Below are 26,836 nucleotides of genomic sequence, written 5' to 3' on the forward strand. Positions count from 1 at the left end.
ATGAACCCTTTGATTGGTATCGGATTACGCACTCCCCATTACGATGAGATCCGGCAAACCCTGCCGGCAGTCGGTTGGCTGGAGGTGCACAGTGAAAATTACTTCGAACGGCACAGTCACGGTTTTCAGGTGCTCGCCGAACTGGCGCAGCACTACCCCGTCAGTCTTCACGGCGTTGGCATGTCCCTCGGTTCTGCCGACCCGCTCGATCCGCACCATCTGCAGCAGTTGTCGACACTGGCCGCGGCGATCAAACCGGTACGGATCTCCGAACATCTCAGCTGGGGCAGCATTGGCGGGCGTTATTTCAACGATCTGCTACCGGTGCCCTATACCCGCGCCTCTCTGCGCAACATGAGCGACAAGATCCAGCAGGTACAACAGACCCTGAGTAGCCGCATGCTGATTGAAAATCCCTCCTCCTATCTGCAACTGGCCGGGGAGATGAGCGAGTGGGAATTTCTGGCCGAGCTGCAGCAGCGCAGCGAGTGCGGCATCCTGCTCGACCTCAACAATCTCTATGTCAGTGCCTTCAATCACGGTTTCTCTTGCGATGAGTATCTGGCGGCGATCGATCTCGCCACCGTCGGGGAGATCCATCTGGCCGGTTATACCGAGAAGCAGCTGCCGGAAGGCTCCCTCTATATCGATACCCACAGCGCCCCTGTGGTGGCGCCGGTCTGGGAACTCTATCGCCAGATCTGCCGCAAGCAGGCCATTCCCACCCTGATTGAGTGGGACCTCGAGATCCCGCCGCTGCCGGTCTTGCTGGCAGAGGCGGCGCAGACCGGCGCCATTCTGGATGAGGCGCGTGCCATGAGTGCACCACGGGAGGTGGCCCATGGCTGAACTGGCACAGCTGCAACAGCACTTTGTTGACGGTCTGCTGGGGGAGCCTGGCGCCATTGCCCCTCACATCAGCTCCCGGCTCTTTCCTGCCGAATCTGTGCTGCAGGTCTATCGCAACCACTTCATCCTGAGCCTTGGCGAGGTGCTGGCGAGCAGTTATCCCGCCGTCAAGGCCATGGTCGGAGATGACTTTTTTGCAGCGGCGGCCCGTGGCTTCGTATTGGCCGAGCCGCTCAGGGAAGGGAGCGTCATGCACTATGGCGCCGGATTTGGCCAATGGTTGGCCCGCTTGCCGACCACTACCGGACTGCCCTGGCTGGAGGCGCTGGCGCAGTTCGAATGGCAGCTTGAGCGTGCCAGTCTGCTGCCGCTGGAATCCCGCTGCTGGCCAGCTGAGCGTCTGGCCGCATTATCGCCGCAACAATGGGAGCGGCTGCGGCTATTACCAGCCACGGATCTGCTGCTGGTTGCCAGCGATTATCCGGCGCTGGCCCTGTGGCAGATGGCGCTGCACGGTGGTGAAGCGGTAGAGGTGCTTGATGCCCCCGTCTGGCTGGCATTGAAGAAACAGCCGGATTGCCGGGTTGCCCCCTTGCCCCTGACGGCGGGTGAGTGGGTGCTGCTACAGGGTTGTCTCGCCGGTACGGCGCTGGTCGATCTTCTGGCGGCCGGCCCTGCGGCCAGTGAACATCTCACTCGCCTGATAACTCTTGGTCTGCTGGTGGATATGGAGGTGATGCCATGATGGCAAACAAATGGCTGGCGCTGGCCAGCTCGAGTGGTGATTTGCCGCGCTGGAGCAGCGCTGGTGTGCTGTTGCTGGCGCGGCTGTGGGTCGCCTCAGTTTTTTTCACTTCAGGCTGGCTCAAGCTGACGGCGTGGGATTCCACCCTCTATCTGTTTGAATCCGAGTATCAGGTGCCCCTGCTGCCTTGGTTATGGGCTGCTTATCTGGGTACGGCGACCGAGCTGCTGTTGCCGCTCTTCCTGCTGGCGGGGCTTTTTACTCGCCCGGCCGCCTTGCTGCTGTTTGGCTTCAATATCATGGCGGTGATCTCCTACCCGACCCTCTGGGCGGGTGGCTTTTACGATCACCAGCTGTGGGGCTGGATGCTGCTGACCCTGACCATCTGGGGCGGCGGTGTGCTGAGCCTGGATTATTGGCTGACACGTCGCAACCATTGATTTATCAGTGTTTTCCCCAATGACAAAGAGCGCCACAAGGCGCTCTTTGTCATAATGACGGCCGGCGAAATTTCCCATGAGAGAAAAGGAGCAGCCAATGATCATTCGTCAGGCAAGGGCCGCAGATATACCCGCACTGGTGGCGCTGCGCATGGAGCTGTTTTGTGAGGTCGGTGAGCTGGTGACGTCGCAGGCAGACCCGGCCTTGTGGCAGGCCACCCTTGACTACTTTACCCGGGCGATGAGTGAAAAGAGCGCTTTATCATGGCTGGCTGAGGCCGATACGCAGAAGGGCGGCAAACAGATCGTGGCGGCCGGGACGCTGGCACTATTTGTACGGCCACCCTATCCCGGCAATCTGGCGGGGGTGGAGGGGTATCTGCTCAATATGTATACGCGGCCACAATGGCGCCAGCAGGGGATCGCCACGGCGCTGCTCGATGCCATTACAGCCTTCGCCAGATCGCGTCAGCTGGGCAAGGTGTGGCTCCATGCCAGTGAGCAGGGGCGCCCTCTCTATGAGCGGATCGGCTTTGTCGCCAATCCAGTCTATCTGGAGTGGCAACCGGCGGTGGAATAAGGGTTTCAGCTCTGCATGAGTGGCGTTTGGTCGGTGAATTTGATTTACAGCAATAAATATGGCGTCAGATGGGATCGCGGCAACACCGCCAACTATGCTGATGGAGCACGCCACCATTATCTTATTGATCCACTGCGTGGTTTGGCCATGGTGGGTGCCAGTCTGGAGGATACGTTTCGATGTTCAATAGCAAACTGAAAGCCGAGTTGCAGCAGTGCCAGGATCAACTTCTGGAACAGCAGGGATTTTTTGACGCAGTGCACGGCAGCGTGGCGACCATCACCTTTACGCCGGATGGCACTGTGCTGGCCGCCAATGATCTCTTTCTCAACGTAGTGGGCTTCAGTGCGCCCGAGGTTATCGGCCAGCATCACCGTATCTTTTGCGACAAGCTCTATGCCCAGAGCAGCGACTATCAGCAGTTTTGGGCGGATCTGAAGCAGGGGCGTTCCCGTACTGGGGTATTCCAGCGCTTTAACAAACGGGGCGAGGCGATCTGGCTGGAGGCGACCTACTTTCCCGTCAAGTTGCGGGGGGGGTGACCAAGGTGATCAAGATTGCCGCCGACATTACCGAGCACCACCTGCAACTGCTCAGCCAGCAGGCGGTGGTGACGGCGCTGGATCGGTCGCTGGCGGTCATCGAGTTCACCCCCGGTGGGGAGGTGATTTCTGCCAACGGTAATTTCCTCCATACCATGGGCTATACCCTGGCGCAGGTGCAGGGCAAGCATCACCGCATCTTCTGCGACGATCAGTTTTATCGAGACCAGCCCCACTTCTGGGATGAGCTGGGCCGTGGTCAGTTCAAGTCCGGTCTCTTCTGTCGTCAGAACAGTCACGGTAGCAAGGTGTGGCTGGAGGCGACTTATAACCCGATCCTGGATGACAACCGCCGGGTGGTGAAGGTGATCAAGTTCGCAAGCGATATTACCGAGCGGATCAACAAGAGCGATGCGGTGCGGGAAGCGGCCATGTTGGCCCACGATGCGGCCTGGGAGACCCTGAACTGCGCCGAGCGTGGCGCGGGTCTGCTCTCCTCGGTGGTCGATACCTCCAGCCTGATTGCCAGCCAGCTGACTCACAGCATCGGCCTTATCAATCAGCTCAACGAGCAGTCGCGCAGTATCGAGGCGATCGTCTCCACTATCAGCAGCATCGCCGACCAGACCAATCTGCTGGCCCTCAACGCGGCCATCGAAGCAGCCCGGGCCGGGGATCAGGGTCGTGGGTTTGCGGTGGTGGCCGACGAGGTTCGCCAGCTGGCGGCCCGTACTTCCCTCTCTACCGACGAGATCGCCAAGGTGGTACAGAACAACCGGGAGCTGACCGCCAAGGTCACCTCCGAGATGTCCGACGTCGCCAGCAGCGCCGAGCTGGGCAAGCAGCAGGTGGGCGAGGTGAATGAGGTGATGAGCGACATCCGCCGGGAGGCGAACAACGTCTCCAGCACCGTCTCTGATCTGGCGATTTGAACCCCCTGACTTCCTACCATGCCGGGGCATTGACTCATATTTGAGCAGTCAGTGCCCCAATCTGAACCCCTCCTGTATCGTCCCGCCATTGTGAATTGTCCTCTTCTGGCCCCTTGATTAGGCTTGCCGCATCATTTATTTCAGAGCAGGAACAGAACACGATGGCATTACAACAGAAGGGGCGGGCAATGGCCCTGCTGGTTATGGTCGCGAGCATGGGTCTGGGCGGCTGTATGGGGCAGATGGGGCTTTCCGGCATGGTCACCAAGGGCAACCTGAGCGTGGTGGATAACCGCTACGCTCGTGCCGGGGTCTTCATGCTGCTCTCCCCTGTCTACGGTCTGGCCGCGACCGCTGACCTGTTCGTCTTCAATACCATCGAGTTCTGGTCTGGCAAGAACCCCATCACCGGCAAATCTCCGGCAGTGGTGGACATGAAAGCCGATCCGGTAATCAAGGTGAACCAGCATCTGGATCCGGCCCTCAAGACGGTGCCGTTGGCCATGCTGCCACAAGGGGTGCGCGAGGTGGAGATCAGCTACCCGGACGAGCATACCGCCCAGATGGAGGTGCACTATCTGGATGGCCGCCGCAGCATGATGCGTGGCGAGAAGCGTGGCGAGATGATGGATATCTACTTCGATGGCCGCTTTGTCTCTACCCTGAGCCGTGCTGAGCTGGAGCAGATGAGCGAGAACGCCCGCACGGCGGCCTGATCATCAGTGCCTATGCCGACAGGAACGCCCCGCAACTGCGGGGCGTTTTGCATTGGGTCTAGTCCGGCTGCTTGCGATGGGGCGGGGTGAGGATCAGTCCCAGCAGGCGGCGCAGGTGGGTGAGCTGCTCGGTCAGCTGGACGTTGAGCCAGAGGTAGCCATTGATGGCTGCCTCGGTATTGGGGGGGAGCGATACCTGGGTTGCTACCTCGTGCAGGCGGGCGATGGCGGCATCCGCGCCACGCCCGTCACCGGTTTGCATCATCAGGGCAAGCTGGTTGATCGCCTCCTCGGTGGCCAGATGGCAGGCTTGCAGCGCAGCCGTGCTCTGCATCAGGAAGTGGCTCTCCCGATCGTTCCAGTAGGTGTTGGCCAGCATCTCCAGAGTGCAGAGGGTGTTGCGCATGGTGACCTGCACCGCATCAAACAGGGCGATGCTGTGGCGTGTCTCCTTGGCCGCAGGGGCCAGCAGGGCCCGCAGTTTGCCGGTCTGGGCCAGCAGTTGGGAGAGATTGTGCTTGAGGTGCGGGCGCTCCAGCACATTGGGGGAGAGGTGGGTGTGATAGAGCCGCCCCGACTGCTGCAGGATCTGGTGCAGTTGCAGCCGCCAGTGGCTGTAGGCCCGCTGGGGATAGATGCTGCAAAAGAGCAGCGCCAGCAGGGAGCCCAGTATCACGTCGGCACTGCGCCACAGCGCCGTCTCTATGTCCCCCGGCATGGCCCCCATGGTGACTCCCAGGGTGATGCCGATCAGCAGCCCCACATAGGGGCGCTTGCCGAGGGCCAGATAGCCGCAGAGGAACATGATGCACCCGCACCAGATCAGGGTAAGCGGTAGCGAGTAGATCTCGAGATAAAGCGCCACGACCCCGCAACTGGCGCCGAAGATGGTGCCCACCACCCGCTGCAGGGCGCGGGAGAGCACATTGCCCCAAAACGAGATGGGGCCCATCACCACCACCAGCGTGATCAGCGGCCAGGTGCTCTCCGGCAGTTTCAGCTCGCGGGTCAGCAGAAAGGTGAGCATAAAGGCGAGCGCAATGCGCAGGCCATGGACGATCCGGTAGCGGCCATAGACCAGCAGATCGAGTCGGGAGAGGGGGGCATCAAGACGCACGGTCTGCCTCCTGTCAGGTGGGTGACGGGGCGTCGTGCATCCGGCCGACGCCCCGTCGGGATTTAGGCCAGTCGTCCCTGCAGGGGGTGGATCCAGACCCGCTCGCCAACGGCTATCCCGGGTTGATCCGGTACGATTTCAATCAGGCAGTTGGCCTCGGCCATGGAGCTGAGAATGCCCGAGCCCTGCGGCCCCGTTGTGCGCACCCGCAGCTGGCCGTTACGGTCCTGATGGAAGATGCCGCGCAGAAACTCGGTGCGCCCCGGGCGGCTCTTCATCTTCTCGTCTGCCAGTGCCGAGAGGCGCAGCGGCTGCCACCGCTTGCCTTGCAAGCGGGCGATGGCAGGCTCGACAAACTGCAGCACGCAGATCATCGCCGCTACCGGATTACCCGGCAGGCCGAAGAAGGGGGTCTGCCCCAGCTTGCCAAAGGCGAGCGGGCGGCCCGGCCGCATCTGGATACGCCAGAAATCGATCTGGCCGAGCTCCGCCAGTACCAGCTTGATAAAGTCGGCGTTGCCCACCGAGACCCCGCCGGAGCTCAGCACCAGATCGGCGCTGGCGGCGGCCTGCTCCAGCTGCTGGCGCAGAATGGTCTTGTCATCGGGAATGATGCCAAGATCCATCACCTCGCAACCGGCGGCGCGGATAAGGGCCATCAGGGTGAAGCGGTTGCTGTCGAAGATATGGCCGGGGGCGAGCTGCTCGCCCGGCGCCTGCACCTCGTCGCCAGTACTGAACAGCGCCACTTTCAGCGGGGTGCGCACCGTGAGACAGGCCTGACCGAGTGATGCCGCCAGCCCCAGCTGGGGGGCACCAAGCCAGGTCCCAGCCGGGATGGCGACAGCGCCCTTGGCGAGATCTTCGCCGGCCAGGCGCACATTCTGCCCTGCGCGGATCGGTGCGGTGACCGTGACCCACTCACCTTCAATCAGCGTCTCTTCCCGCATCACCACGGTATCCACACCGGGGGGCAGCGGAGCGCCGGTCATGATCTGCACCGCCTGACCGGCCAGCACAGGCTCGTGGCGCTGCTGGCCCGCCAGCACTTCCCCCACCAGTTGCCAGCGACCGGCGGCGAGATCGTCGCTGCGCAGGCCAATGCCGTCCATCGCCGAGTTGGCGTGGGGCGGCACATTGATGGGGCTTATCAGATCGGCGGCCAGCACGGCGCCGTGGCACTGGGCCAGCGGTTTGTCGCTGCAGGCCGTGCTCGGGGTGAGGGCCGCCAGAATGGCGTTGCGGGCCGCCTCGACCGAGAGAAAGCCCTTGCCCGCCTCCGGCTCCTTGCTCTGGCAGCCGTCAAGCCAGCGGCAGACGAAGTCGGCAATGGCCGCCATATCGTTGATATCGAGCCGGGGCAGGCTTGTCTGCTGTTGTTCGCCACTCTGTTGGGGCTGATCGCTGGCCAGCGCGATGATGTCGCTGTCTTCGGGGAAGAGCAGCGGCTTGCCAATTTCGGCGCGGTGCAGCTCGATTTTCGGGAAGTGTTCGTGCTTGAACCCCTCGACCAAGAGCAGATCGAGCTCTGTCTGATCGAAGCTGGCCAGCAGCTGGCGAAAGTCCGCTTCGGCCAGCTCGGTTTCAATCATACGGGCATGACGACGGCGGGAGGCAACCATCATCTGCTTGGCACCCGCCTTGCGCAGGCGATAGCTGTCTTTGCCCGGCTGGTCGATATCAAAGTCGTGGTGGGCGTGCTTGAGCACCCCGATGCGCAGGCCTCGATCCACCAGTAGGGGGATCAACTGCTCCAGCAAGGTGGTCTTGCCAGTGCCGCTCCAGGCGGCGAAGCCGAGCAGGGGAAGAGTGGGGGCCGGGGTCATGAGGTGACTCCTTGTTGGGGGTCGATAGCCGTGGCGAGCAGACGGGCCTCGTAGGCGGCCAGCTCGGCAGGGCTATTGAGATTGATAAAGGCATCCGGCTGATCGGCAAAGCTCACCACCGCCATATTGTGGCGGGCAAACCAGATATCGATTTTGCGCTCTCCCTCTGCCAGCGCAGCGGTGAGGGAGGGGAGCAGGGATTTGTGCAGCAGGGCGACCACGGGTTGCAGCCAGTCGCCATCGTGGGCAACTACCAGCTCGGTATCCGGGGTCAGGGCGGCGTGAAAGCGGCTCATCAGATCCAGCGGCAGGGCGGGGCCATCGCAGGGGACAAACAGCACCCAGTCGTGACGGGCGGCAGCAAGACCTGCCTGCATGCCCGCCAGCGGGCCGAGATAGTCGTTGTTGTCATCGCTGATGACCGGGGCCAGCGCCTGATAGCGGGCCTGACTGCGGTTGGCGTTGATCAGCACCTCATCCACCTGGGGGCGCAGGCGCGCCAAAACATGGTCGATTAGGGGGCGTCCCGCCAGTGCTACCCATCCCTTGTCTTCGCCCCCCATCCGGGTGGCGCGGCCTCCTGCCAGGATCACTGCTGATACGGCAACGGGATCAGAGTGGCTGTCGCTTTTTGAAGTCATGTCGCTCGATGATTTTTAAAGGGGTCGTCTCTTGCAGCTGGCCACGGGCGAGGGTCCATTGCCGCTCGCACAGGTCGGTCAGGGCGTTGCTCTGGTGGCTGATGACGACCAGGCCGCTGCCATGTTCCCGCAGATCTTGCGCCAATGCGGCCATCAGGGCAACCGAATGTGTGTCCAGATTGGCGGTGGGCTCATCCATCAGCAGAAAGGCCGGTTGCAGTGCCCAGGCACGGGCCATCGCCAGCCGTTGCCGTTCGCCACCGGACAAAATGCTGATGTGCTCCCGCGCCAGCCCTTCCAGCTCGACCCGGCGCAGCGCCTCGAACACCCGGATCTCGCTGCCGAGCTGTTTATCGAGCGCCCAGGCCACGTTGTCGTGCACCGAGCGATCGAACAGATAGGGGGTCTGGTGCAGATAGGTGACCCGGCCCGGCCCCAGATCCCGCTTGAGCAACCGGTTGAGCCGCTGTTGCCAGCGCCCCGGCAGATTGGTGTGGCCGCGGGTGGGGGTGAGCAGCCCCGCCAGGATCTTGAGCAAGGTGGTCTTGCCCACCCCGTTGGCTCCATGCAGCCAGATGGCATCCCCCGGCGCGATGGCGAGCCGGTCAATCTCGAACAGCTGGCGCTCGCCAAAGCGCATCGTTAGCTGGTGGGCGGTCAGGGCCATGGGGTACTCCTGTTGATACACAGTGGGGGCATGGTCAGTTCTTCAGATAGCTGTGGCCGCGACACGCGGTCAGCAGCAGGTTGAGCAACAGGGCGAGGGTGAGCAGCACTATGCCGAGCGCCACCCCCTGGGTGAAGGCCCCTTTCTGGGTCTCCAGCGCGATGGCGGTGGGGATATTGCGGGTAAAGTGCAGGATGTTGCCCCCCACCATCATGGAGCAGCCCACCTCGGTGACGATGCGGCTGAAGGCACCGATGATGGCGGCCAGCAGGCCAAAGCGGCACTCGTGCATCAGGCCGATCAGCGCCTTGGGCCAGGAGACCCCCAGGGTCAGGGCGGTCTCCCAGGCGCGCCGATCGCTCTGGACAAACGCCGCGTGAGCCATGGTGGCGATCACCGGAAAGGCGATCAGCATCTGCCCCACCACCATCGCCTGCTGGGTAAAGAGCAGCTTCCAGTCGCCAAAGGGGCCGGCCCGCGACAGCAGCATATAGAGCAAGAGGCCAATCACCACGGTCGGCACCGATTGCAGGGTATTGATGCAGGAGAGCCAGAGCCAGCGGCCGGGCAGCGGCAGATAGGCCAGGGCAAAGCCCAGCAGCAAGGCGGGCAGCAACACCAGCAGCAGGGCGATGCAGGAGACGGAGAAGGAGACCCCCACCACCTGCCACAGTTCGGTGTCACCACTGAACAGCAGGGCGAGGGCCGCCAGCGTGGTATCGATCAAGGTCGGCATGACGCCTCTCTCTCATCGTGCAGGGCGAGGGCCGTCAATACGGTCGTGTCGAGCAGGGTCGGCATCAGGCGCCTCCCTCAGCGAACCGGGGGAGGGCCATCAAGGTCATCGCAGGGGTCAGGGTTGCCATTATTTCCCGTTGGCATCCGCCACAAACAGCGCCTGACCCGCCACCTTGAAGTCGCCGATCAGCTTCTGGCCATGCTCGGAGACCAGCCAGTTTTTCAGGGTGCGGGCCCCTTCGGTGTTGAGATCCGGGTAGCGCTTGGGGTTGACCAGGATCACCTGATAGGGGTTGAACAGGCGCTTGTCACCCTCCAGCAGTACGGCGAGATCCAGCTTGCTCTGGTAGGCGAGCCAGGTGCCGCGGTCGGTCAGGGTGTAGGCACCCAGCTCCGAGGCCATGGTCAGGGTCGGGCCCATCCCCTGGCCGATGGATTTGTAACCGGAAAACTCGGGTTTAACGTCAGCGGCTTGCCACAGGGTCTTCTCCTTGATGTGAGTACCGGACTCGTCACCGCGGGAGATAAAGGTCTGGCCCTGCTCCTTGATGGCTTGCAGCCCCTTGGCTGCGTCGTACAGTTTGCCGAGACCCGCCGGATCTTTGGCCGGGCCGACGATGACGAAGTCGTTGTACATCAGGTGTACCGGCTCGATGCCAAAGCCCGCATCGACGAACTTCTTCTCGGCAGAGGGGGCGTGGGTCATCACCAGATCCGCGTCGCCGTTCTCGCCCATCTTCAGGCTCTGGCCGGTACCGGCCGCCATTACCTGCACCGGATAACCGGTCTCCTTGGTGAACTGGGGCAGCAGCCAGCCCAGCAGACCGGACTGCTCGGTGCTGGTGGTGGTGGCGAGGCGGATCGGCGCTTTTGTGGCATTGGTATCCGCTTCGGCGTGGGCCGCACCGGCGATCAGCAGGCTGGCGGCGAGGGAGAGGGCAAAACGTTTGAGGTTGGTTTTTATCGTCATCGTGATGCAACTTTTTCCAGGGTGGATGAGGAGAGGGCAAGAGTAAGCAAGCAGGGTGCCAAACTGTTCCTGTGCCGCTGCATTCACGGTTTGCCGTTTAAAAACAGAAGCTTATTAGAATCAATTAGGTGAGCTTGTTATCGCTTTTAATAATTGGTGTTGGTGCTTTTGATACGGTAAGGACAAAATGTCCCACTAAGGTTCCGGTTATCGGGACATTCACCGACCGTACGTGCATCCGAGGTACTTTTTTCCATGACACTCCCTCCCAGCCGCTGGTCTGCCCTCTCCCTGCTTATCGTTGACGATGAGCCCGGCATGCGCAGCTTTCTGGCCAAGGCGCTGGCCAAGCGTTTTGCCCAGATTGAGACTGCCGCCAGCGTGGAGGAGGCGGAAGCCCTGCGCTGCCGCCTTCACTTTGACCTTATCATCGCCGACATCCGGCTGCCGGGGCGCTCCGGCATCGAGTGGCACGAGGCCATAGACCCCGCCACCCGCCGCAGCGACATCATCTTCATGACCGGTTTTGGCGATATGGAGACCGCCCTCAAGGCGCTGCGCCTCGGCGCCAGCGACTTTATCCTCAAGCCCTTCAACCTCGATCAGATGGTGCAGGCGGTGGACAGAGTCATCGAGCGCCGCCAGATGGAGCGGGAGAACCTGCTGCTGCGCCGGGAGGTGAGCAAGCTGTTCCCGCCCACACTGATTGGTGACAGTGCCAAGACCCGCGAGCTCAAGACGCTCATCGCCAGAGTAGCCCCCTCCAATGCCGCCGTACTGGTGGAGGGGGAGTCCGGCACCGGCAAGGAGCTGGTGGCCCGCGCCCTGCATCAACTCTCTGGCCGGATGGGGGCCTTTGTGCCCCTCAACTGCGCCTCCATCGCGCCGGAGCTTTTGGAAAGCGAGCTGTTCGGCCATGTGCAGGGGGCCTTTACCGGCGCCCGCAAGGGGCGTGACGGCCTGTTCCGGGTCGCCCATCAGGGCACGCTCTTTTTGGACGAGATCGGCGAGATGCCGCTCGCCATGCAGGCCTCATTGCTGCGGGCACTGGAGCAGAAGGCCATCCGCCCGGTGGGGGCCGAGCGCGAATTGGCGGTGGATGTGCGCATCGTCGCCGCCACCAACCGCAACCTCAAGGCCGAGGTGGAGGCGGGCCGCTTTCGCGAAGATCTCTTCTATCGCCTCAACGTGGTGGCGCTGCCGGTTGCCCCGCTGCGGGAGCGGATCGACGACATCCCCGCGCTGGTACACCACTTTACCCGCCAGCTCACCGCCGAGATGGGAATGGGTTCCTTGAGCTGGACCCACGAGGATGTGGTGGCGATGCAGGCTTACCCCTGGCCCGGCAACGTGCGGGAGCTGCGCAACCTTATCGAGCGCTGCCTGCTGCTGGGCAAACCTCCGGCGGATTACTGGCAGAGCAGCAAGCCCGCTGAACAGGGGGCGAGCGAGGAGGGTTACCCGCTGGCGTGGCCGCTGGCCGAGGTGGAGAAGGCTCACATCCTGCAGGTGGTGGCGAGCCATGATGGCAACAAGTCGGCCGCCTCCCGGGTGCTCGGGGTGGCGCGCAAGACGCTGGATCGCAAATTCAAGGAGTGGGCCATCGAATGAGGAAGGCTGACTGGATGGGGTGGCGATGAAACTGCCCCTGCTCTCCCGCTGCATGCGCGCCCTGTTGCCCCGTTGCGTGCGCACCAAAGTGCGCTGGCGCCTGCTGCTGCTCACCTCGGTACCCATCATGCTCACCCTGGTGGGCATGATTGCGCTCACCCTCTACTGGACCCTCACCTACAGCTGGCAGAACCTGCTCACCACGGTGCGCAGCGATCTCGGGGTGGCCCATCACGCCATCACGGTGCAGCAGCAGCGCCAGACCGAGCATCTGGAGCATCTGCGCGATGCCTGGGCCTTTCAGCTGCGGCTGCGGGAATCGCCGGATCAGCTGCATGACTGGGTGATGCCGCTGGCGGCCAACTATGGCCTCGATTTTCTGCGCTTGCGCCGCGGCCCCGAGCTGGATCAGCTGACGGCGCAGGAGCGCGCCGCCCTCACGGCCGGGCGCAGCGTCAGTCACTTCGTGGTCTGGTCGCAGCAGGAGATGCTCGCCCTCTCCCCGCAACTGGCCAAGCGGGCCGTGCTGTGGCAGCGGGATGGCACCAGAGTGGTGGAGAACAGGGGGCTGATCAGCCTGTCGCTGACGCCGGTGATGGGCCGCGACGGCTCCCTTTGGGCCGTGCTGGAGGGGGGCGAGCTTGTCAACGGCAGCACCCGGCTGGTGGATGAGCTCAAGGGTCAGGTGTTTGCCAAAAATACCCTGCCGGATGGCAGCGTCGGCACCGTTACCCTGTTTCTCGACGATCTGCGGGTGAGCACCAACGTGCCGGTCAGCAGCAGCCGTCAGGTGGGTCGGGCGGTGGGCACCCGGGTCTCGCCGCCGGTGCGCGAGCAAGTGCTGGGGCGGGGGGAGATGTGGGTTGACCGCGCCTTCGTCCACGACGCCTGGTATGTCTCTGGCTACGAGCCGCTGCTGGGAGCCAGGGGCGAGCGGCTCGGCATGCTCTATGTGGGTTTTCTCGAGTGGCCCATTATCCGCACCTACCTCACCAATCTGGTGGAGCTGGGCTCCGGCGTGGTGCTGCTGTTGCTGCTCTCCGGCCTGCTGGTCTATCGCGGCGCGCGGGATCTCTTCTCCCCCATCGAGCGGATGCACAAGGTGGTGCGGCAGGTGCAGGCCGGGGAGTCGGCTCGCATCGGCCCGCTGGCCCTCGACCCCGACCACGAGCTGGCCCAGCTTGGTCGTCAGTTTGACGCCATGCTGGACAGGCAAGAAGCGCATCAGCAGCAGATGGCCCGCAGCGCCGATGAGCTGGAGCAGAAGGTGGCCGAGCGCACCCAAAGCCTCGAGCTCAAGACCGCCGAGCTGGAAGATCATATCCATATGCTGACCGAGGCGCGCCAGCAGCTGCTGATCAGCGAGAAGCTGGCGGCCCTTGGCGAGCTCTCGGCCGGGGTGGCCCACGAGATCAACAACCCGCTGGCGGTGATCCTCGGCAATGTGGAGCTGATGAAGCTGGAGCTGGGGGAGGCGGCCGAGCCGGTCAGCGAGGAGCTGGCGCTGGTGCTGGCCCAGATCGAGCGCATTCGTGCCATCACCCGCAGCCTGCTGCAATACTCTCGCCCTGGCGATTACGAGACCGCGCCGGTGTGGCAGCATCTCAATCCCATCATTGAGGAGAGCCTGACGCTGGTGCGCTCCGCCCTGCGCCAGCAGCAGGTGGAGCTGGTGGCCGATCTCAGGGCCCAGCAGCCCATCGAGGCGGATCGCCAGCAGCTGCTACAGGTGCTGATCAACCTCCTGGTCAACGCCAGCCATGCGCTGGGGGAGCAGGGGGAGATCCGGGTCGAGAGCCGCGACTGGGTCGATGAACTGGGTCAGCTGCGCGGGGCCGAGGTGCGGGTGATCGATAACGGCAGCGGCATCGAGGCGGCCATTATCGACAAGATCTTCGACCCCTTCTTCACCACCCGCGCCACCGGCACCGGTCTGGGGCTGGCCCTGAGTCACCGCATCATCAGCCGCTGGGGCGGCGAGCTCTTGGTGGACTCCACCCCGGGGCAGGGGAGCTGCTTTACCGTGCGGCTGCGCAGCCACGCCCTGCTGCCCAGCGGCAGCGAGCCCGCGAAACTGGAAGGGTGGCGCATCGCCCTCAATGCCGAGGGGCGTGAGACAAGCGATTGATGCTGTTATAAAAAGGCCCATTATAAAAACAGCCCGTCAACATGGTTGACGGGCTGTTTTGTCGGTGGGTGAGTGGTTATTTACTGCGGACTCCACACCAGCTTGCCGCTCTGGGTCAGGTCATAGCCGCCGAGGCGAGCCGCCAGCTCGCGCCCCTCGGGGGATTGCAGCCAGCCGATCAGCTGCTGCAGCAGGGTGCGAAAGAAGACCCCCTGCGGCATCACCAGATCGAAGCACTCCTGCGACAACGGCATAAAGCCGAGGCCAAACTCGGTGGCGGTGCTCTGGGCGCCGGGCCCGACGTCCGCATCGCCGCGACTGATGGCGGCAGCCAGCTCCCGCTCGCTGTTGACCTCGAGGGTGCGATCCAGCCGGGTCAGCGACTCCCCCTGGGTTTGCAGCCACTCCTGCAGGGCGCGCTGGCTGCCGGCACCCTCCTGACGCATGGCCCAGCGCCAGTCGAGCGCCTCTTTCGCCTCCTTGGGCTGCAACCCCTGCCGCAGCACCAGCCCCTGCACCCGGCGAAATCCATGAACGATCACCCATTGCCGGTGGCCCTGATACTGCTGCACCAGCGCCGGATGGCGCAGGTGAGCCTCCTCGGCCTGCCCCCAGTGGATGGCGCACAGATCCACATGGCCGCGGGCCAGCATCGCCAGCCCCTGACGGGTGCCGCACGGGGTGTAGCCCACCAGTGCCTGGGTGCCGAGCTGCCGGGCCAAACGGCTGCTGGCGTAGTGGAGCAGCACGTCGTCCGAGCCCGCCAGCAGCAGCCGGTCGTTCATCACCCCCTCGTGGCAGCTGCCGAGCAGCCAGCGATCGAGCAGGGATCGCGGAAACAGCCACTTGCCGGTCGCCTTGGTGGCGGGGATGCGCGCCTCGTTGGCGAGCTGGTAGACCTTCTTCTCGTTGAGGTCGAGGTACTCAGCCACCTGCTTCACATTCATAAATTCATTCATGGCTTAGTCCCGCATCCCGCGACCGGTTGAACCGGGCGCCAGCACCGGCGGCTTCTCGTCCAGCACCATATGGTTGTGGCCGCTGAATACCTCGAAATGGCGCCCCTTGGCGCGGGCAATCATGGTGATGCCGAGCTGGCGGGCGAGATCCAGTCCCATCTGGGTGACGCCGGAGCGCGACAGCAGCACCGGAATGCCCATCTGCGCCACCTTGATCACCATCTCCGAGGTGAGCCGCCCGGTGGTGTAGAAGATCTTGTCGTGGCCAGCCTCGCCGCGCATCCAGAGCTCGCCCGCCAGCGTATCCACCGCATTGTGGCGCCCCACATCCTCGACAAAGGAGAGGATTTCGCTGCCGCGGCAGATGGCGCAACCATGGACGGCACCCGCCATCTTGTAGGTTTCGTTATGGGCCGACAGCGCCTTGAGCAGGGCGTAGAGGGTGCTCTGTTTAAGCTCGGGCGCCGCCAAAACCACCCCTTCGAGCTTCTTCATCACGCTGCCATACATGGTGCCCTGACCGCAGCCGGAGGTGACCGTCTTCTTCTCCAAGGATTTGTCGAGATCGGCGGCCTGCTGGCTGCTCACCACGGCGGCGGCCTCACTCTCCCAGTCGACGATGACCGACTCGATGGCTGCAATATCCTCGATAAAGCCCTGATTTTTCAGATAACCCAGCACCAGCGCCTCGGGGCGGGCCCCCAGCGTCATCAGGGTCACTATCTCCTTCCAGTTGAGGTAGACCGTCAGTGGCCGCTCACAGGCGATTTGGCGGGTTTGCAACGTGCCCTGTTCATCCATCACCTCGACGGCCATGGTGAGCTGGGCTGCGGCATTGCTTTTGATAAAGGTCGGTGTCATGGGCCCCTCGCGACCGGTTGCCGGGATCTAAGGGGAGGGGCACAGCAAGTTTTGTTCCAGACTACTTTGGGTGAGGCTCTTTTTTTCTACGACCCTAGAGTGGACCGTCTATCTTTTGTCAAAGATGCTCGAAGGACAAGGAAAAAGATAAAAAACAGGACCCTGGACAACCTTATTTCTTAAGGCCCTGTACATGAGCTACGCCTATCTAATTAGTAGTCAACAAGCACTTGCTAATTATCCGAATTCACTTACCCACTCTTTATTATTGGCTTCTATAGAAATTTCAATGACTGAACAGGAATTTGGTACCAAATAAATAGCAGTTTCTCCAAAGTCTAAAACTGCTGCTTTTTTTCTCGCTGCGTCATCTTCGATCACACCTTTAGATGTGGACCATAACGTGGACTCACAATTTTTAGCATTGCGATTTGCGGTAAATTTAGTAATTTTAAGGCCATTCATTTTGCTGGTAATAGAATACCATTTCCATGAGTTTTTTATACCTTCCATAGCAAATCTAAATGGTGGTTCATTTGTCTCGATGGGTATATTTTCTACTTGTTGTTCATCATGTAAAGGCTGTTGCGCTAGTAATGCCTTTTCAATCTCAGCCTGGGTCATCTGATTGCCATGCTCGTCGAGGTCTAATTTGTTATCTTTCGTCCGGCACTGATATGTTCTGGGCTCATTTTTTAATGAAGAAAGAGATTCATTCGCGAGGCTACCAATCTCGCAATAACTACCGTTAATAAGGGAGTAAATTAACCAATTACAAGCATACGCAGCTGCACCGCAATTAGGGCCATAAATAAAGCCAAATTCCTTTTGATTATCCCCATTGATATCGCCCTCTACATAATATATATCGTCCGGTGTGAATTTATCTGTGAATTCTGAAATGTTATTTTCATCGTAATACTTCTTTTTTAAATGCAAAATAAGATTATCATCATTTGCAGCTTGAATGCTAATTGCCGGAAGTATAAAAAATAAAAAAATAGTGATTTTAATTAGCTTTGTAATGCACTTGTACATATTTAAAGTCCTTTGGAGGGACCCTTAATAGGGCTGGGTGATAATTGGAATGTTACATGTATTATTCGAAAAATAGATGAATCGTTGAAAATGATTTTTATTGATGGTGCTGATAGGATTCTGACTTTGTTTTTCGTACTGAATGACTTGCTATAGGCACCACAAATAACATTATTGTCATTAGGTTTCGATAGTATCCACTTTAGAGATTTTTTGCAATTAATCTTGATGGGTTAGTTGATATGAACGGCTGAGTATCCTGTCCGCCTTGAAGGAAAGCCACATCCAGCCTTGGCCCCACTCTTGCTATGTCTTATCCCATTAATGGCCGTGGCCGCCATAAAACTCCTGCTCTGAGCCGCCCCGAACGGGGTGGTTCAAGGGGAGGGCGGCCCGGCAGAGACCTTCTGATGGGAGCCGTGACAGTGCAAGAGACAACCAATACCTTGCCCCCGCAGCGCTGGCTGCAACTGGAGTTAAAGACCATCGACAGCCAGGTTGGCCGCTGGCAGAGCCGCCGTTTCGAGATTGCGGCGCTCCATCCCGCCGAACCTGAGGCTGCCGGTGCCTTGCCCCTTACCCTGTTTCGCGATGAGCGGGGGGATTATCGCTTCAATCTGAGCTCCGGCTCGCCCCGCCTCTTTGTCACCGGAAGCCGTGTGGACAATGGCTTTGTGCCCGATGGTCTCACCCTGAGCCAGACCGTGGCCGCCGCCTATATGGATGGCGAGCGGCAGGTGCTCTCCTGTCCGCTGCCCGAGGCGCTGCAAGCCTGGGTGGAGGCCTTTATCGGCCGCCACGGCGAGCTGCTGGAGGCCCGCCGCAAGGGCAAAAAGGGTAAGGGACGGGCGCAGGATCAGCTCGGTGTCGATACGGTAGATCAAGCCAGCTGCGGCGCCGTCAAAGCCACCGGCCCCGATGGCCGCGAGCGTGGCAGCGACAGCGGAAATCGCGCCCATGAGTGAGTTCCTCAAGCGCTGGTCGTCTCGCAAGAGTGAGGCGCGCAAGCATCAGGCATTGCAGCCAAGGGAAGAGGTTATCCCCGAGGCGGTTTCCGCCCCCATCGAAGGCAGTGGCGAGACTGAAACTCCAGATGTTGCGCTGGATAGCCCCGTAGTCAGCACTGACAAGGGGTGCTGTGACCCCCTTGCCTTTGAAGGGGCCGAGAGTGGCGAACCGCCGCTAACAACAGCCCCGCTGGGCAAGGCCAAACTCCCCGACAAGGAGGCGCTTCGGGCCATGTTTCGCAGCCATAAGCCGGATGGGCTCGACGACTACACCCAGGATTTCAGCCAGCCCGAATTGCTGCCTGCGGCCATGACCGCCGGGCTGCGCAACTGGCTGGTGGATCAGGTGACTGCCCCTGACAGCGAATCGGCCAATCCGGCTAGCGGGTCTGCTGAACCGGTGGCGGTTGTCAGCGAACCTGCCGCCGACGAGCTGGCTGATAACCATTCTCAAACCCACACCGACGATCGGGACATTTTGGTTTCCTCTGGTGGACAAAATGTCCCAACCAAAGGTGGGGGAATGGAACCCTCAGGATCCTGACTCCCTGTCAGTCACTTTTTTTCCGGGGGAGTTGGCTCGCCTCTTGCTCTCTCGGCTTACCAACAAGCGCCCATCCCATGAGGTGGCGCGCACAGGAGCGTATGTGAGCACTGAACAAACATTGCCAAATCTGGCCCCAAATCTAGCCTCCAATCTTGCCCATGGGGCGGGGGCGGCCGAGCATAACGCGCGCGCTCGCGCCTATGCCCTGCAGCATACGGTCAAGACCGACAACCTGATCCCGGCCACTGTCTCTTACCAGAGTCAGGGGCGCCTGCTGCTGGTCGGCCCGGAAGATCGCATTCGCCGCGCTGCCAGCCTGCTGCCCGCCGGGGTGAAGCCCACCCTGCTGGTGACCGAAGCGGTCCACGATGCCGAGGCGGCCGATCTCGAAACCATTTTCGATGCCACCGCATCCCTCGCGGCCCTGACCCTGCGCGAGCCGAGCCTGACAGGGTATCTGGGGCAGTTCCAGCTCACCGGCCTCAATGGGCAGGGGGCGCGGGTTAATCTGGCGGCGCTTTGCTTCCCACAACAAGGCTTTCCACAACAAGCGGCTGCTGTCAGTGAACAGCCACGCGAACCGCGCTTTGACCTGGTGGCCGATCTGGGCCGCGCCCCGCTGTTTGCGCTGGAGCGCCCGCCGGTCGGCTATCTGCATCTCATTGATGACGATGGGCTGGCCGAACGGCTCGCAGAACTTTGCGCGCTGACCGGTATCTTCGACAAGCCGCGCTATTTTCGCCTCGACCCCGAGGCCTGCGCCTTCACTGCCCGCGGCGTGCCCGGTTGCAGCCGCTGCCTCGATGTCTGCCCGACCGATGCCCTCAAGCCCATCAATGGTCGCATCCAGATCGATCCCCATCTCTGTCAGGGCTTTGGCAGCTGCGCCTCTGCCTGTCCGACCGGGGCGATTGCCTATCACCAGCCCGATGCCAACACCAACAGCGACTACCAGTTCCGATTGCTCAAGCATTATCGGGAGGCGGGCGGCGAAGCGCCTCGACTGCTGATCGCCGGCGAAAGCGAGCGCGAATGGGTGGAAACGGAACTCACCCGCCTGCCCGCCAACTGGCTGCCGGTCTGGGTGGAGGAGAGCGCGAGTTTAGGCATCGAGAGCTGGTTCGCCGCACTCGCCTATGGCGCCAGTGCGGTGCGCATTGCGCTGGGCGACGATGCCCCCGAAAGCGTCCGTGCGCTGGTTGAGCGGGAGCTGGCGAGCGCCGCCGTGCTGCTGGCGGGCGCCGGCCTTGCTGCCGATCGCATTGCTCTGTTTGACGCAGATGCTGGTGAGCCTGTTTCCGGCCAGCCGGCCGTTGCCTTGCTGGAGAAGCCGCTCAAAGGAGACAAACGGGAGAACCTGTTTGCCGCCTTCGACGCCCTCTGGCAGGCCAACGAAGGGAGCCGCGAGCCGCTGGCGGTGCCTCACGGCGCCCCATACGGTAGCGTGGAACTCAAAGAAGCAGACTGCACCCTCTGCATGGGCTGCGTGGCGGTTTGCCCGAGCCGCGCCCTGCATGCGGTTGGGCACACGCCCGGCCTCAACTTTATCGAGCAGGACTGCATCCAGTGCGGCATGTGCGAAAAGGCGTGCCCCGAGCAGGCCATCGTGCTGGTGCCCCGCTTGCAGCCTGTGCCCGAGGCGCGCCGCGCCGTGCAGAGCCTGAAAGCCGAAGAGGCCGCCTGTTGTATTCGCTGCGGCAAGCCGTTCGCGCCCGCCTCGATGATCCGCCGCATCCAGCAAAAACTGGCTGGTCACTCCCACTTCCAGAACGAGGCCGCCCAGCGGCTGCTGATGTGCGAGGAGTGTCGGGTCAAGGATGTGTTTGCGACGCTGGCGGCGGATCCCGTCTCCCAGCTCAAGGTATGAGGGGCCAGTGATGAGTGAACAACATAACGAAAAGGCTGACGAACTGACCATGACCGAACTGGAACAGAGCAGCGCCGATCTCTACGCCCTGCTGGCGAGTCTCTGGCGCGCCGCTCCCCGTGGCGAACAGCTCGCCTGGCTGCAAGGGTTGCAGCCGATGCCGGGCCCCTTTGCCAGAGGGCTGGGGCTGGTGCAGCTGGCGGCTAGCAGCCACCACGAAAACGAGCTTGCCGAGGAGTATCAGGATCTCTTTATCGGGCTGGGGCGCGGGGAGATCGTGCCGTTTGCCTCCTGGTATCTCACCGGCTCATTGATGGAGCTGCCGCTGGCGGTGCTGCGCGCAGATCTGCAGTCCCTCGGCTTCGAGCGCCAGAGCGGAGTGTGCGAGCCGGAAGATCATCTCGCCGCCCTCTGTGAGGTGATGGCGGTGTTGATTGCCGAGCAGCACCCGGAGCGCAACCGCTTCTATGAACGCCACCTTGCCCCCTGGGTACTCGCCTGCTGCCGCGATCAGCAACAGGCGAAAGGGGGCAGCTTCTACCGGGCGGTCGGCGCCCTTGCCGAAGATTTCTTCAAGTTGGAAAACGAATTGCGCCTACCGTTTGGCGCCTGCGTGGTGCCGGGCTGAACGCCCTTATCTGCGCATAACAAGAGCTGCGCATAAACGAGCAGACGAGATATCCCATTGGACGCGAAGCTGGCGCGCAGGCGCCGGCAAGAACAACAACAGAGGTCACAAGAATGAGCGATGAACAGCTGAAAGACCCGTCCCGCCGCAATCTGATCAAGGGAGTTGGCGTGGTTGCCACCATAGGCGTGCTGGCCGGTGCCACCGGTCGGGTGGTGGGCAAAGAGGTGCTGACCCACGATACCGAGCCTGACAAGGGCTATCGGGAGACCCCCCATGTTCACGACTTTTATCGCACCCTGCGCGGCACCGACTGAGCCGGATCAGTGCCGAACATAGCGAAGGATAACTTATGAAACTGACAAAACGTGCCGAGCAGCCCCAGGCGGGCGAGCAGGGCAATCAGGCTGTTCGCGGTCAGGGGCTGACCCGTCGCGCCTTTATGGTCAACTCGGGTCTGGTGGCCGGTGGCGCCGTGGCCGCCGGTTGGCTGGCCCCTGCCATGATGCAGCGGGCCGAGGCCAAAACCGTGGCGGCCGGGGTGCCGGTCGAGGTGAAGCGCACCATCTGTTCCCACTGCTCGGTGGGCTGCGGCGTCTATGCCGAGGTGCAGAACGGCGTCTGGACCGGTCAGGAGCCGGCGTTTGATCACCCCTTCAACCTTGGCGGTCACTGCGCCAAGGGGGCGGCCCTGCGCGAGCACGGCCACGGTGAGCGTCGCCTCAAGTACCCGATGAAGCTGGTGGGCGGCAAGTGGCAGCGCATCAGCTGGGATCAGGCCATCGAAGAGGTGGGCAACGAGGTGCTGCGCCTTCGCAAGGAGTCCGGCCCCGACAGCGTCTACTGGCTCGGCTCCGCCAAGCACTCCAACGAGCAGGCCTACCTGTTTCGCAAGATGGCGTCGCTTTGGGGCACCAACAACGTGGATCACCAGGCACGGATCTGCCACTCCACCACGGTCGCTGGCGTCGCCAACACCTGGGGCTACGGCGCCATGACCAACAGTCTGAACGACATGCACAACAGCAAGTCGATCATGTTTATCGGCTCCAACCCGGCGGAGGCCCACCCGGTCGCCATGCAGCACATCCTGCTGGCGAAAGAGCGCAACGGCTGCAAGATTTTGGTGGTCGACCCGCGTCGCACCCGCACCGCCGCCAAGGCGGACATGTACCTCTCCCTGCGCCCGGGCACCGACGTCGCCTTTATCTGGGGCATGCTCTGGCACATCTTCAAGAACGGCTGGGAAGACAAGGAGTTCATCCGCACCCGCGTCTACGGCATGGATGAGGTGCAAAAAGAGGTGGCGCGTTGGACTCCGGCCGAAGTAGAGCGGGTGACCGGCCTCAACGAACAGCAGGTCTATGGCGCCGCCAAACTGCTGGCCGACAACCGCCCCGGCTGCGTGGTCTGGTGCATGGGCGGTACCCAGCACACCACAGGCAACAACAACACCCGCGCTTACTGCATCCTCGAACTGGCCCTCGGCAACGTGGGCAAGAGCGGGGCGGGCACCAACATCTTCCGTGGTCACGACAACGTGCAGGGCGCCACCGATTTTGGCGTCACCTCCGACTCTCTGCCCGGCTACTACGGGCTGGAAGAGGGCTCCTGGAAGCACTGGGCCCGGGTGTGGGATGTCGATTACGAGTGGATCAAGGCCCGCTTCGACAACAAGGCCTACAACGGCAAACTGCCGATGAACAACAACGGCATTCCGGTCTCCCGCTGGGTGGACGGGGTGCTGGAGAACGCCGATCTGATCGAGCAGGGCTCCAATATCCGCGCCATGTTCTACTGGGGCCATGCGGTCAACTCCCAGACTCGCGGCCCCGAGATGAAGAAGGCGATGCAAAAGCTCGACATGATGGTGATTGTCGACCCGTATCCCACAGTCGCTGCCGTGATGAACGATCGCACCGACGGCGTCTACCTGCTGCCGGCCACCACCCAGTTCGAAACCTATGGTTCCGTCACCGCCACCAACCGCTCCATGCAGTGGCGCGACAAGGTGATCGAGCCCCTGTTCGAATCCAAGGTCGACCACGAAATCATGTATCTGCTGAGCAAGAAGCTCGGCTTTGCCGACCAGTTGTTCAAGCACATCAAGGTGGAGAACAACCAGCCGCTGTTGGAAGACATCACTCGCGAATATAACCGCGGCATGTGGAGCGTGGGCTACACCGGCCAGAGCCCGGAGCGGCTCAAGGCGCACCAGCAGAACTGGCACACCTTCCACAAGACCAACCTCAAGGCCGAAGGTGGCCCGGTCAGTGGCGAAGTGTATGGTCTGCCCTGGCCCTGTTGGGGCACCCCTGAGATGAAGCACCCCGGCAGCCACATCCTCTACGACACCAGCATTCCGGTCTCGCAAGGGGGCGGCGGTTTCCGTGCCCGTTTCGGCATCGAGTATCAGGGCGTCTCGCTGCTCGCCGAAGACTCCTGGCCGAAGGGAAGTGAGGTGGAAGACGGCTATCCCGAGATCACTGCCGACTTGATGAAGCAGCTCGGCTGGTGGGATGAGCTGACCGAGGCCGAGAAAAAAGAGGCTGAGGGCAAGAACTGGAAGACTGATCTCTCCGGCGGTATCCAGCGGGTCGCCATCAAGCACGGCTTCGTCCCCTACGGCAACGCCAAGGCGCGCTGCGTGGTGTGGACCTTCCCGGATCAGGTGCCCAAGCACCGCGAGCCGCTCTACACCCCGCGCCGCGACTTGCTGGCCGACTACGCCACCTGGCCCGATGCCAAGAGCCTGTGGCGCCTGCCGACCCAGTACGCCTCGGTGCAGGAGAAGGATGTCAGCAAGGAGTTCCCGATCATCCTCACCTCCGGCCGTCTGGTGGAGTACGAGGGGGGCGGCGACGAGACCCGCTCCAACCCCTGGCTGGCTGAATTGCAGCAGGAGATGTTCGTCGAGATGAACCCGGCGGATGCCAACGACGTCGGCGTGCGCGACGGTCAGGATGTGTGGGTCGAGGGGCCGGAAGGGGGCCGGGTCAAGGTGAAGGCGCTGGTGACCCCGCGGGTCAAGCCGGGGCTCGCCTTTATGCCGTTCCACTTCGGCGGCCACTTCGAGGGCAAGGATCTGCGATCCAAATATCCGGAAGGGTCTGACCCCTATGTGCTGGGGGAGTCGGTCAACATAGTCACCACCTATGGTTATGACCCGGTCACCCAGATGCAGGAGACCAAGGTCACCCTGTGCCGTTTTCGCAAAGTAGGAGCCTGATCCCATGGCCAGAATGAAATTCATGTGTGACACCAAGCGCTGCATCGAGTGCAACGGCTGTGTGACGGCGTGCAAGAACGAGAACGACGATGCCCTCGAGTGGGGCATCCAGCGCCGCCGGGTGGTGACCCTCAACGATGGCCTGCCGGGGGAGACCTCCATCTCGGTCGCTTGCATGCACTGTACCGACGCCCCCTGCATGGCGGTCTGCCCGGCCGACTGCTTCTATCACACCGACGACGGCATAGTGCTGCACAACAAGGATCTCTGCATCGGTTGCGGTTACTGCCTGTTTGCCTGCCCATTCGGAGCGCCCCAGTTCCCGAAAACCGCCGCCTTTGGCGATCGGGGCAAGATGGACAAGTGCACCTTCTGCGCCGGTGGCCCGGAAGAGGATCACAGCGAGGCGGAGCGCCAGAAGTACGGTGCCAACCGCATCGCCGAGGGCAAGCTGCCCATGTGTGCCGAGCTTTGCTCTACCAAGGCGCTGCTGGCGGGGGATGCGCAGGTCATCTCCGATATCTTCCGCGAGCGGGTTGCCTATCGCGGCGCCAAGGATGCGGCTTGGGGTAATGGCGATGAGCTGTTTCACGATGCCAGCAAGCTGAACAAGCAGGGAGGGGCGGCATGAAAACCTGGCTAATGGCCCTGTTTGCTGCCCTGCTGCTGGTGAGTACCGCAAGTTTCGCCGATGCCGAGAAAGAGGCGGTCGGCTTTGCCGGCGCCGATTATTGGCGGGCGGTGAAGGATGGGCAGGAGGGGGTGACCACCTCCCGCTCGCCGGAGCACGGAGTGCTTATCTCGGTGCCGGGCCAGCTCTGGTTCGAGGTGAAGACCAAGTGGGTGTCGCCGCTCGGTGCCATCGCTATCTTTGGATCCTTGGGCATGTGCGGTCTGATGTACCTGGTGGTGGGGCAGACCAAGCTCTCCAAACCGCGCACCGGGCGCAAGCTCAAGCGCTGGAGTCGGCTTGATCGGGCGCTGCACTGGACCACGGCGGCCATGTTTCTGACCCTTTCCGGGTCGGGGCTGGCCATCATCTACGGCAAGTACTTCATCAAGCCGGTGGTGAGCCTCGGGGTGTGGGAGAACTGGATCTGGTTTGCCAAGGTGTTCCACAACTACGTGGGGCCGCTCTTCTTCCTCTGCCTGATGGGGGTGCTCATCAAGTGGTTCCGCCACAACATCGTCAACATGGTGGATGTGCAGTGGTTCATGAAGTTTGGTGGCATGCTCGGCAAGCACAAGGGGAGTCACCCCTCGGCGGGCTTCTCCAACGGCGGCGAGAAGGCGATCTTCTGGCTGCTGATCTGGTTTGGCGGCATTGTGGTTGCGACCGGGCTGTTCCTCGACTTCCCCATCTTCGGCCAGCTGCGCCGTCAGATGGAGTGGGCCAGCTTCATCCATATCGTAGGCGCCTTGATCCTTATCTGCGGCTTTATCTTCCATATCTACATGGGCCTGTTCCAGCTGGAAGGGGCGCTGGAGGGGATGGTGACCGGCGAGGTGGACGAGACCTGGGCCAAGGAGCACCACGACCTCTGGTATGAAGAGGTGAAACACACCCTCGATGAGCCCAAGGCGGGCAAATCAAGCTGATGGTCGACAAAGAGTAAAGAGAAGGGGCGCTGCGGCGCCCCTTTTGATGGCGGGTCGATCGTGATGGCAAATTGATTGAGCGATACCGCGAACGGCGATGGTTTTTTGGGCCACCTTGAGCAACAGTAACAGGGGTTCCATTCACACAAGGGATGACAAATGATGAGAAAAGCATGGCTGGCAGCGGTATGTGCATCTGCGCTCTTCGGTGGTATTGCGGGCGTGGCGCAGGCGGCTGACGGGATCAAGACCCAGCAAGTGCAGTTCAAAAAGGGGGAGTCAGGGGCAACCATCAACGGCACCATTCAGGGTAGCCAGACCCTCGATTACAAGCTGACGGCCAACAAGGGCCAGAGCATGGTGGTGATCCTGACCGGCAAGCCCTACTTCAATATTCTGCCGCCGGGCAGCAAGGGGGAGGCGATGTTTATCGGCTCTACGGAAGGGAACAACTTTGAGGCAACCCTGCCCGCCAAGGGCACTTATACCATTCGGGTCTACCAGATGGGGGCGGCCGAGAGCAGCAAGGCCAAGACGCCGTTCAAGCTGGAGGTGGGCATCAGCGGCTAATGCCAGCAGTTGACAAGCATCACAGAGGT

Annotated in this window: 25 protein-coding genes and 1 pseudogene; 17 read left to right on the forward strand and 9 right to left on the reverse strand. The window is 61.9% G+C overall.

The features are described from left to right. From bufB to ACTG2G_RS17390, 6 genes and pseudogenes are all read left to right on the forward strand, one after another. The gene (gene bufB, locus ACTG2G_RS17365; protein WP_439985676.1) at nt 1-849 is read left to right on the forward strand and encodes an MNIO family bufferin maturase; all 849 of its coding nucleotides are present in this window, start codon (nt 1-3) and stop codon (nt 847-849) included. Further along, a complete protein-coding gene (locus tag ACTG2G_RS17370; protein WP_439985677.1) occupies nt 842-1,594 on the forward strand; it encodes an HvfC/BufC family peptide modification chaperone in 753 nt (250 codons plus the stop codon). Before bufB ends, ACTG2G_RS17370 begins: the two co-directional genes overlap by 8 nt. Further along, nucleotides 1,591-2,034, forward strand: coding sequence for a DoxX family protein (locus tag ACTG2G_RS17375; RefSeq protein ID WP_118853487.1), 444 nt, complete (start codon nt 1,591-1,593; stop codon nt 2,032-2,034). Before ACTG2G_RS17370 ends, ACTG2G_RS17375 begins: the two co-directional genes overlap by 4 nt. A gap of 97 nt (nt 2,035-2,131) precedes the next feature. After that, a complete protein-coding gene (locus tag ACTG2G_RS17380) occupies nt 2,132-2,614 on the forward strand; it encodes a GNAT family N-acetyltransferase (protein WP_439985678.1) in 483 nt (160 codons plus the stop codon). Between the two features lie 179 nt (nt 2,615-2,793). Continuing rightward, nucleotides 2,794-4,088, forward strand: a pseudogene (locus tag ACTG2G_RS17385) (methyl-accepting chemotaxis protein). Between the two features lie 161 nt (nt 4,089-4,249). After that, nucleotides 4,250-4,804, forward strand: coding sequence for a DUF3332 domain-containing protein (locus ACTG2G_RS17390; protein WP_439985679.1), 555 nt, complete (start codon nt 4,250-4,252; stop codon nt 4,802-4,804). A gap of 58 nt (nt 4,805-4,862) precedes the next feature. Here the strand turns inward: ACTG2G_RS17390 and ACTG2G_RS17395 are convergent, their stop codons facing one another. The 6 genes from ACTG2G_RS17395 to ACTG2G_RS17420 form a co-directional block, all read right to left on the reverse strand. Further along, nucleotides 4,863-5,921, reverse strand: coding sequence for an FUSC family protein (locus ACTG2G_RS17395; RefSeq protein WP_439985680.1), 1,059 nt, complete (start codon nt 5,919-5,921; stop codon nt 4,863-4,865). 62 nt (nt 5,922-5,983) lie between these two features. Next, nucleotides 5,984-7,747, reverse strand: coding sequence for a bifunctional molybdopterin-guanine dinucleotide biosynthesis adaptor protein MobB/molybdopterin molybdotransferase MoeA (locus tag ACTG2G_RS17400; RefSeq protein WP_439985681.1), 1,764 nt, complete (start codon nt 7,745-7,747; stop codon nt 5,984-5,986). Continuing rightward, nucleotides 7,744-8,388, reverse strand: a complete 645-nt coding sequence (gene mobA / locus ACTG2G_RS17405; protein WP_199415407.1) for a molybdenum cofactor guanylyltransferase MobA — start codon at nt 8,386-8,388, stop codon at nt 7,744-7,746. Before mobA ends, ACTG2G_RS17400 begins: the two co-directional genes overlap by 4 nt. Then, on the reverse strand, nt 8,360-9,055 hold the full coding sequence (locus tag ACTG2G_RS17410) for an energy-coupling factor ABC transporter ATP-binding protein (protein WP_058055709.1): 696 nt from the start codon (nt 9,053-9,055) through the stop codon (nt 8,360-8,362). Before ACTG2G_RS17410 ends, mobA begins: the two co-directional genes overlap by 29 nt. 34 nt (nt 9,056-9,089) lie before the next feature. Further along, complete coding sequence (locus ACTG2G_RS17415) at nt 9,090-9,791, reverse strand: ABC transporter permease (RefSeq protein ID WP_019446238.1); 702 nt, start codon at nt 9,789-9,791, stop codon at nt 9,090-9,092. A 129-nt stretch (nt 9,792-9,920) separates the two neighbouring features. Then, nucleotides 9,921-10,763, reverse strand: coding sequence for a substrate-binding domain-containing protein (locus ACTG2G_RS17420; protein WP_439985682.1), 843 nt, complete (start codon nt 10,761-10,763; stop codon nt 9,921-9,923). A 255-nt stretch (nt 10,764-11,018) separates the two neighbouring features. Between ACTG2G_RS17420 and ACTG2G_RS17425 the strand changes: the two genes are divergently transcribed. After that, a complete protein-coding gene (locus ACTG2G_RS17425) occupies nt 11,019-12,374 on the forward strand; it encodes a sigma-54-dependent transcriptional regulator (protein ID WP_058055711.1) in 1,356 nt (451 codons plus the stop codon). A 25-nt stretch (nt 12,375-12,399) separates the two neighbouring features. After that, a complete protein-coding gene (locus ACTG2G_RS17430) occupies nt 12,400-14,502 on the forward strand; it encodes a sensor histidine kinase (RefSeq protein ID WP_439985683.1) in 2,103 nt (700 codons plus the stop codon). An 80-nt stretch (nt 14,503-14,582) separates the two neighbouring features. Here the strand turns inward: ACTG2G_RS17430 and ACTG2G_RS17435 are convergent, their stop codons facing one another. The 3 genes from ACTG2G_RS17435 to ACTG2G_RS17445 all read right to left on the reverse strand — a co-directional run bounded on the left by ACTG2G_RS17435 (nt 14,583) and on the right by ACTG2G_RS17445 (nt 17,360). Next, nucleotides 14,583-15,449, reverse strand: a complete 867-nt coding sequence (locus ACTG2G_RS17435; protein WP_263678251.1) for a helix-turn-helix transcriptional regulator — start codon at nt 15,447-15,449, stop codon at nt 14,583-14,585. Between the two features lie 15 nt (nt 15,450-15,464). Continuing rightward, nucleotides 15,465-16,322 (reverse strand): formate dehydrogenase accessory sulfurtransferase FdhD, encoded by an 858-nt coding sequence (locus ACTG2G_RS17440; protein WP_439985684.1) that lies wholly within the window; start codon nt 16,320-16,322, stop codon nt 15,465-15,467. Nucleotides 16,323-16,559: 237 nt separating this feature from the next. Then, complete coding sequence (locus ACTG2G_RS17445) at nt 16,560-17,360, reverse strand: hypothetical protein (protein ID WP_439985685.1); 801 nt, start codon at nt 17,358-17,360, stop codon at nt 16,560-16,562. 410 nt (nt 17,361-17,770) lie between these two features. Here ACTG2G_RS17445 and ACTG2G_RS17450 point away from each other — a divergent pair, with 410 nt between their 5' ends. The 9 genes from ACTG2G_RS17450 to ACTG2G_RS17490 all read left to right on the forward strand — a co-directional run bounded on the left by ACTG2G_RS17450 (nt 17,771) and on the right by ACTG2G_RS17490 (nt 26,807). Next, on the forward strand, nt 17,771-18,325 hold the full coding sequence (locus tag ACTG2G_RS17450; RefSeq protein WP_439985686.1) for a DUF3305 domain-containing protein: 555 nt from the start codon (nt 17,771-17,773) through the stop codon (nt 18,323-18,325). Next, complete coding sequence (locus tag ACTG2G_RS17455) at nt 18,318-18,911, forward strand: DUF3306 domain-containing protein (RefSeq protein WP_439985687.1); 594 nt, start codon at nt 18,318-18,320, stop codon at nt 18,909-18,911. Before ACTG2G_RS17450 ends, ACTG2G_RS17455 begins: the two co-directional genes overlap by 8 nt. Nucleotides 18,912-19,014: 103 nt before the next feature. Then, on the forward strand, nt 19,015-20,781 hold the full coding sequence (locus ACTG2G_RS17460) for a 4Fe-4S dicluster domain-containing protein (protein WP_439985688.1): 1,767 nt from the start codon (nt 19,015-19,017) through the stop codon (nt 20,779-20,781). A 10-nt stretch (nt 20,782-20,791) separates the two neighbouring features. After that, nucleotides 20,792-21,409 (forward strand): TorD/DmsD family molecular chaperone, encoded by a 618-nt coding sequence (locus ACTG2G_RS17465; RefSeq protein ID WP_439985689.1) that lies wholly within the window; start codon nt 20,792-20,794, stop codon nt 21,407-21,409. 113 nt (nt 21,410-21,522) lie between these two features. Then, entirely contained in the window at nt 21,523-21,726 is a 204-nt protein-coding gene (locus tag ACTG2G_RS17470; RefSeq protein ID WP_005303194.1) for a transcriptional initiation protein Tat, read from the forward strand. Nucleotides 21,727-21,761: 35 nt separating this feature from the next. Further along, a complete protein-coding gene (locus ACTG2G_RS17475; protein ID WP_439985690.1) occupies nt 21,762-24,638 on the forward strand; it encodes a formate dehydrogenase subunit alpha in 2,877 nt (958 codons plus the stop codon). A gap of 4 nt (nt 24,639-24,642) precedes the next feature. Next, complete coding sequence (fdh3B, locus tag ACTG2G_RS17480; RefSeq protein ID WP_005334799.1) at nt 24,643-25,269, forward strand: formate dehydrogenase FDH3 subunit beta; 627 nt, start codon at nt 24,643-24,645, stop codon at nt 25,267-25,269. Then, nucleotides 25,266-26,237: a formate dehydrogenase subunit gamma gene (locus ACTG2G_RS17485; RefSeq protein ID WP_421283304.1), complete on the forward strand. Its 972-nt coding sequence runs from the start codon at nt 25,266-25,268 to the stop codon at nt 26,235-26,237. The genes fdh3B and ACTG2G_RS17485 overlap by 4 nt, the downstream gene beginning before the upstream one ends. A gap of 159 nt (nt 26,238-26,396) precedes the next feature. Next, a complete protein-coding gene (locus ACTG2G_RS17490) occupies nt 26,397-26,807 on the forward strand; it encodes a hypothetical protein (RefSeq protein WP_013723543.1) in 411 nt (136 codons plus the stop codon). Nucleotides 26,808-26,836: the final 29 nt, after the last annotated feature.

The organism is Aeromonas sp. 55A, assembly GCF_051919665.1.
Classification (GTDB): Bacteria; Pseudomonadota; Gammaproteobacteria; order Enterobacterales; family Aeromonadaceae; genus Aeromonas; species Aeromonas veronii.

Coding starts and splice junctions, on each gene's coding strand:
- bufB (WP_439985676.1), top strand. CDS start 1: ATGAACCCTTTGATTGGTATCGGATTACGCACTCCCCATTACGATGAG.
- ACTG2G_RS17370 (WP_439985677.1), top strand. CDS start 842: ATGGCTGAACTGGCACAGCTGCAACAGCACTTTGTTGACGGTCTGCTG.
- ACTG2G_RS17375 (WP_118853487.1), top strand. CDS start 1,591: ATGATGGCAAACAAATGGCTGGCGCTGGCCAGCTCGAGTGGTGATTTG.
- ACTG2G_RS17380 (WP_439985678.1), top strand. CDS start 2,132: ATGATCATTCGTCAGGCAAGGGCCGCAGATATACCCGCACTGGTGGCG.
- ACTG2G_RS17390 (WP_439985679.1), top strand. CDS start 4,250: ATGGCATTACAACAGAAGGGGCGGGCAATGGCCCTGCTGGTTATGGTC.
- ACTG2G_RS17400 (WP_439985681.1), bottom strand. CDS start 7,747: ATGACCCCGGCCCCCACTCTTCCCCTGCTCGGCTTCGCCGCCTGGAGC.
- mobA (WP_199415407.1), bottom strand. CDS start 8,388: ATGACTTCAAAAAGCGACAGCCACTCTGATCCCGTTGCCGTATCAGCA.
- ACTG2G_RS17410 (WP_058055709.1), bottom strand. CDS start 9,055: ATGGCCCTGACCGCCCACCAGCTAACGATGCGCTTTGGCGAGCGCCAG.
- ACTG2G_RS17415 (WP_019446238.1), bottom strand. CDS start 9,791: ATGCCGACCTTGATCGATACCACGCTGGCGGCCCTCGCCCTGCTGTTC.
- ACTG2G_RS17420 (WP_439985682.1), bottom strand. CDS start 10,763: ATGACGATAAAAACCAACCTCAAACGTTTTGCCCTCTCCCTCGCCGCC.
- ACTG2G_RS17425 (WP_058055711.1), top strand. CDS start 11,019: ATGACACTCCCTCCCAGCCGCTGGTCTGCCCTCTCCCTGCTTATCGTT.
- ACTG2G_RS17430 (WP_439985683.1), top strand. CDS start 12,400: ATGAAACTGCCCCTGCTCTCCCGCTGCATGCGCGCCCTGTTGCCCCGT.
- ACTG2G_RS17435 (WP_263678251.1), bottom strand. CDS start 15,449: ATGAATGTGAAGCAGGTGGCTGAGTACCTCGACCTCAACGAGAAGAAG.
- ACTG2G_RS17440 (WP_439985684.1), bottom strand. CDS start 16,322: ATGACACCGACCTTTATCAAAAGCAATGCCGCAGCCCAGCTCACCATG.
- ACTG2G_RS17445 (WP_439985685.1), bottom strand. CDS start 17,360: ATGTACAAGTGCATTACAAAGCTAATTAAAATCACTATTTTTTTATTT.
- ACTG2G_RS17450 (WP_439985686.1), top strand. CDS start 17,771: ATGGGAGCCGTGACAGTGCAAGAGACAACCAATACCTTGCCCCCGCAG.
- ACTG2G_RS17455 (WP_439985687.1), top strand. CDS start 18,318: ATGAGTGAGTTCCTCAAGCGCTGGTCGTCTCGCAAGAGTGAGGCGCGC.
- ACTG2G_RS17465 (WP_439985689.1), top strand. CDS start 20,792: ATGAGTGAACAACATAACGAAAAGGCTGACGAACTGACCATGACCGAA.
- ACTG2G_RS17470 (WP_005303194.1), top strand. CDS start 21,523: ATGAGCGATGAACAGCTGAAAGACCCGTCCCGCCGCAATCTGATCAAG.
- ACTG2G_RS17475 (WP_439985690.1), top strand. CDS start 21,762: ATGAAACTGACAAAACGTGCCGAGCAGCCCCAGGCGGGCGAGCAGGGC.
- fdh3B (WP_005334799.1), top strand. CDS start 24,643: ATGGCCAGAATGAAATTCATGTGTGACACCAAGCGCTGCATCGAGTGC.
- ACTG2G_RS17485 (WP_421283304.1), top strand. CDS start 25,266: ATGAAAACCTGGCTAATGGCCCTGTTTGCTGCCCTGCTGCTGGTGAGT.
- ACTG2G_RS17490 (WP_013723543.1), top strand. CDS start 26,397: ATGATGAGAAAAGCATGGCTGGCAGCGGTATGTGCATCTGCGCTCTTC.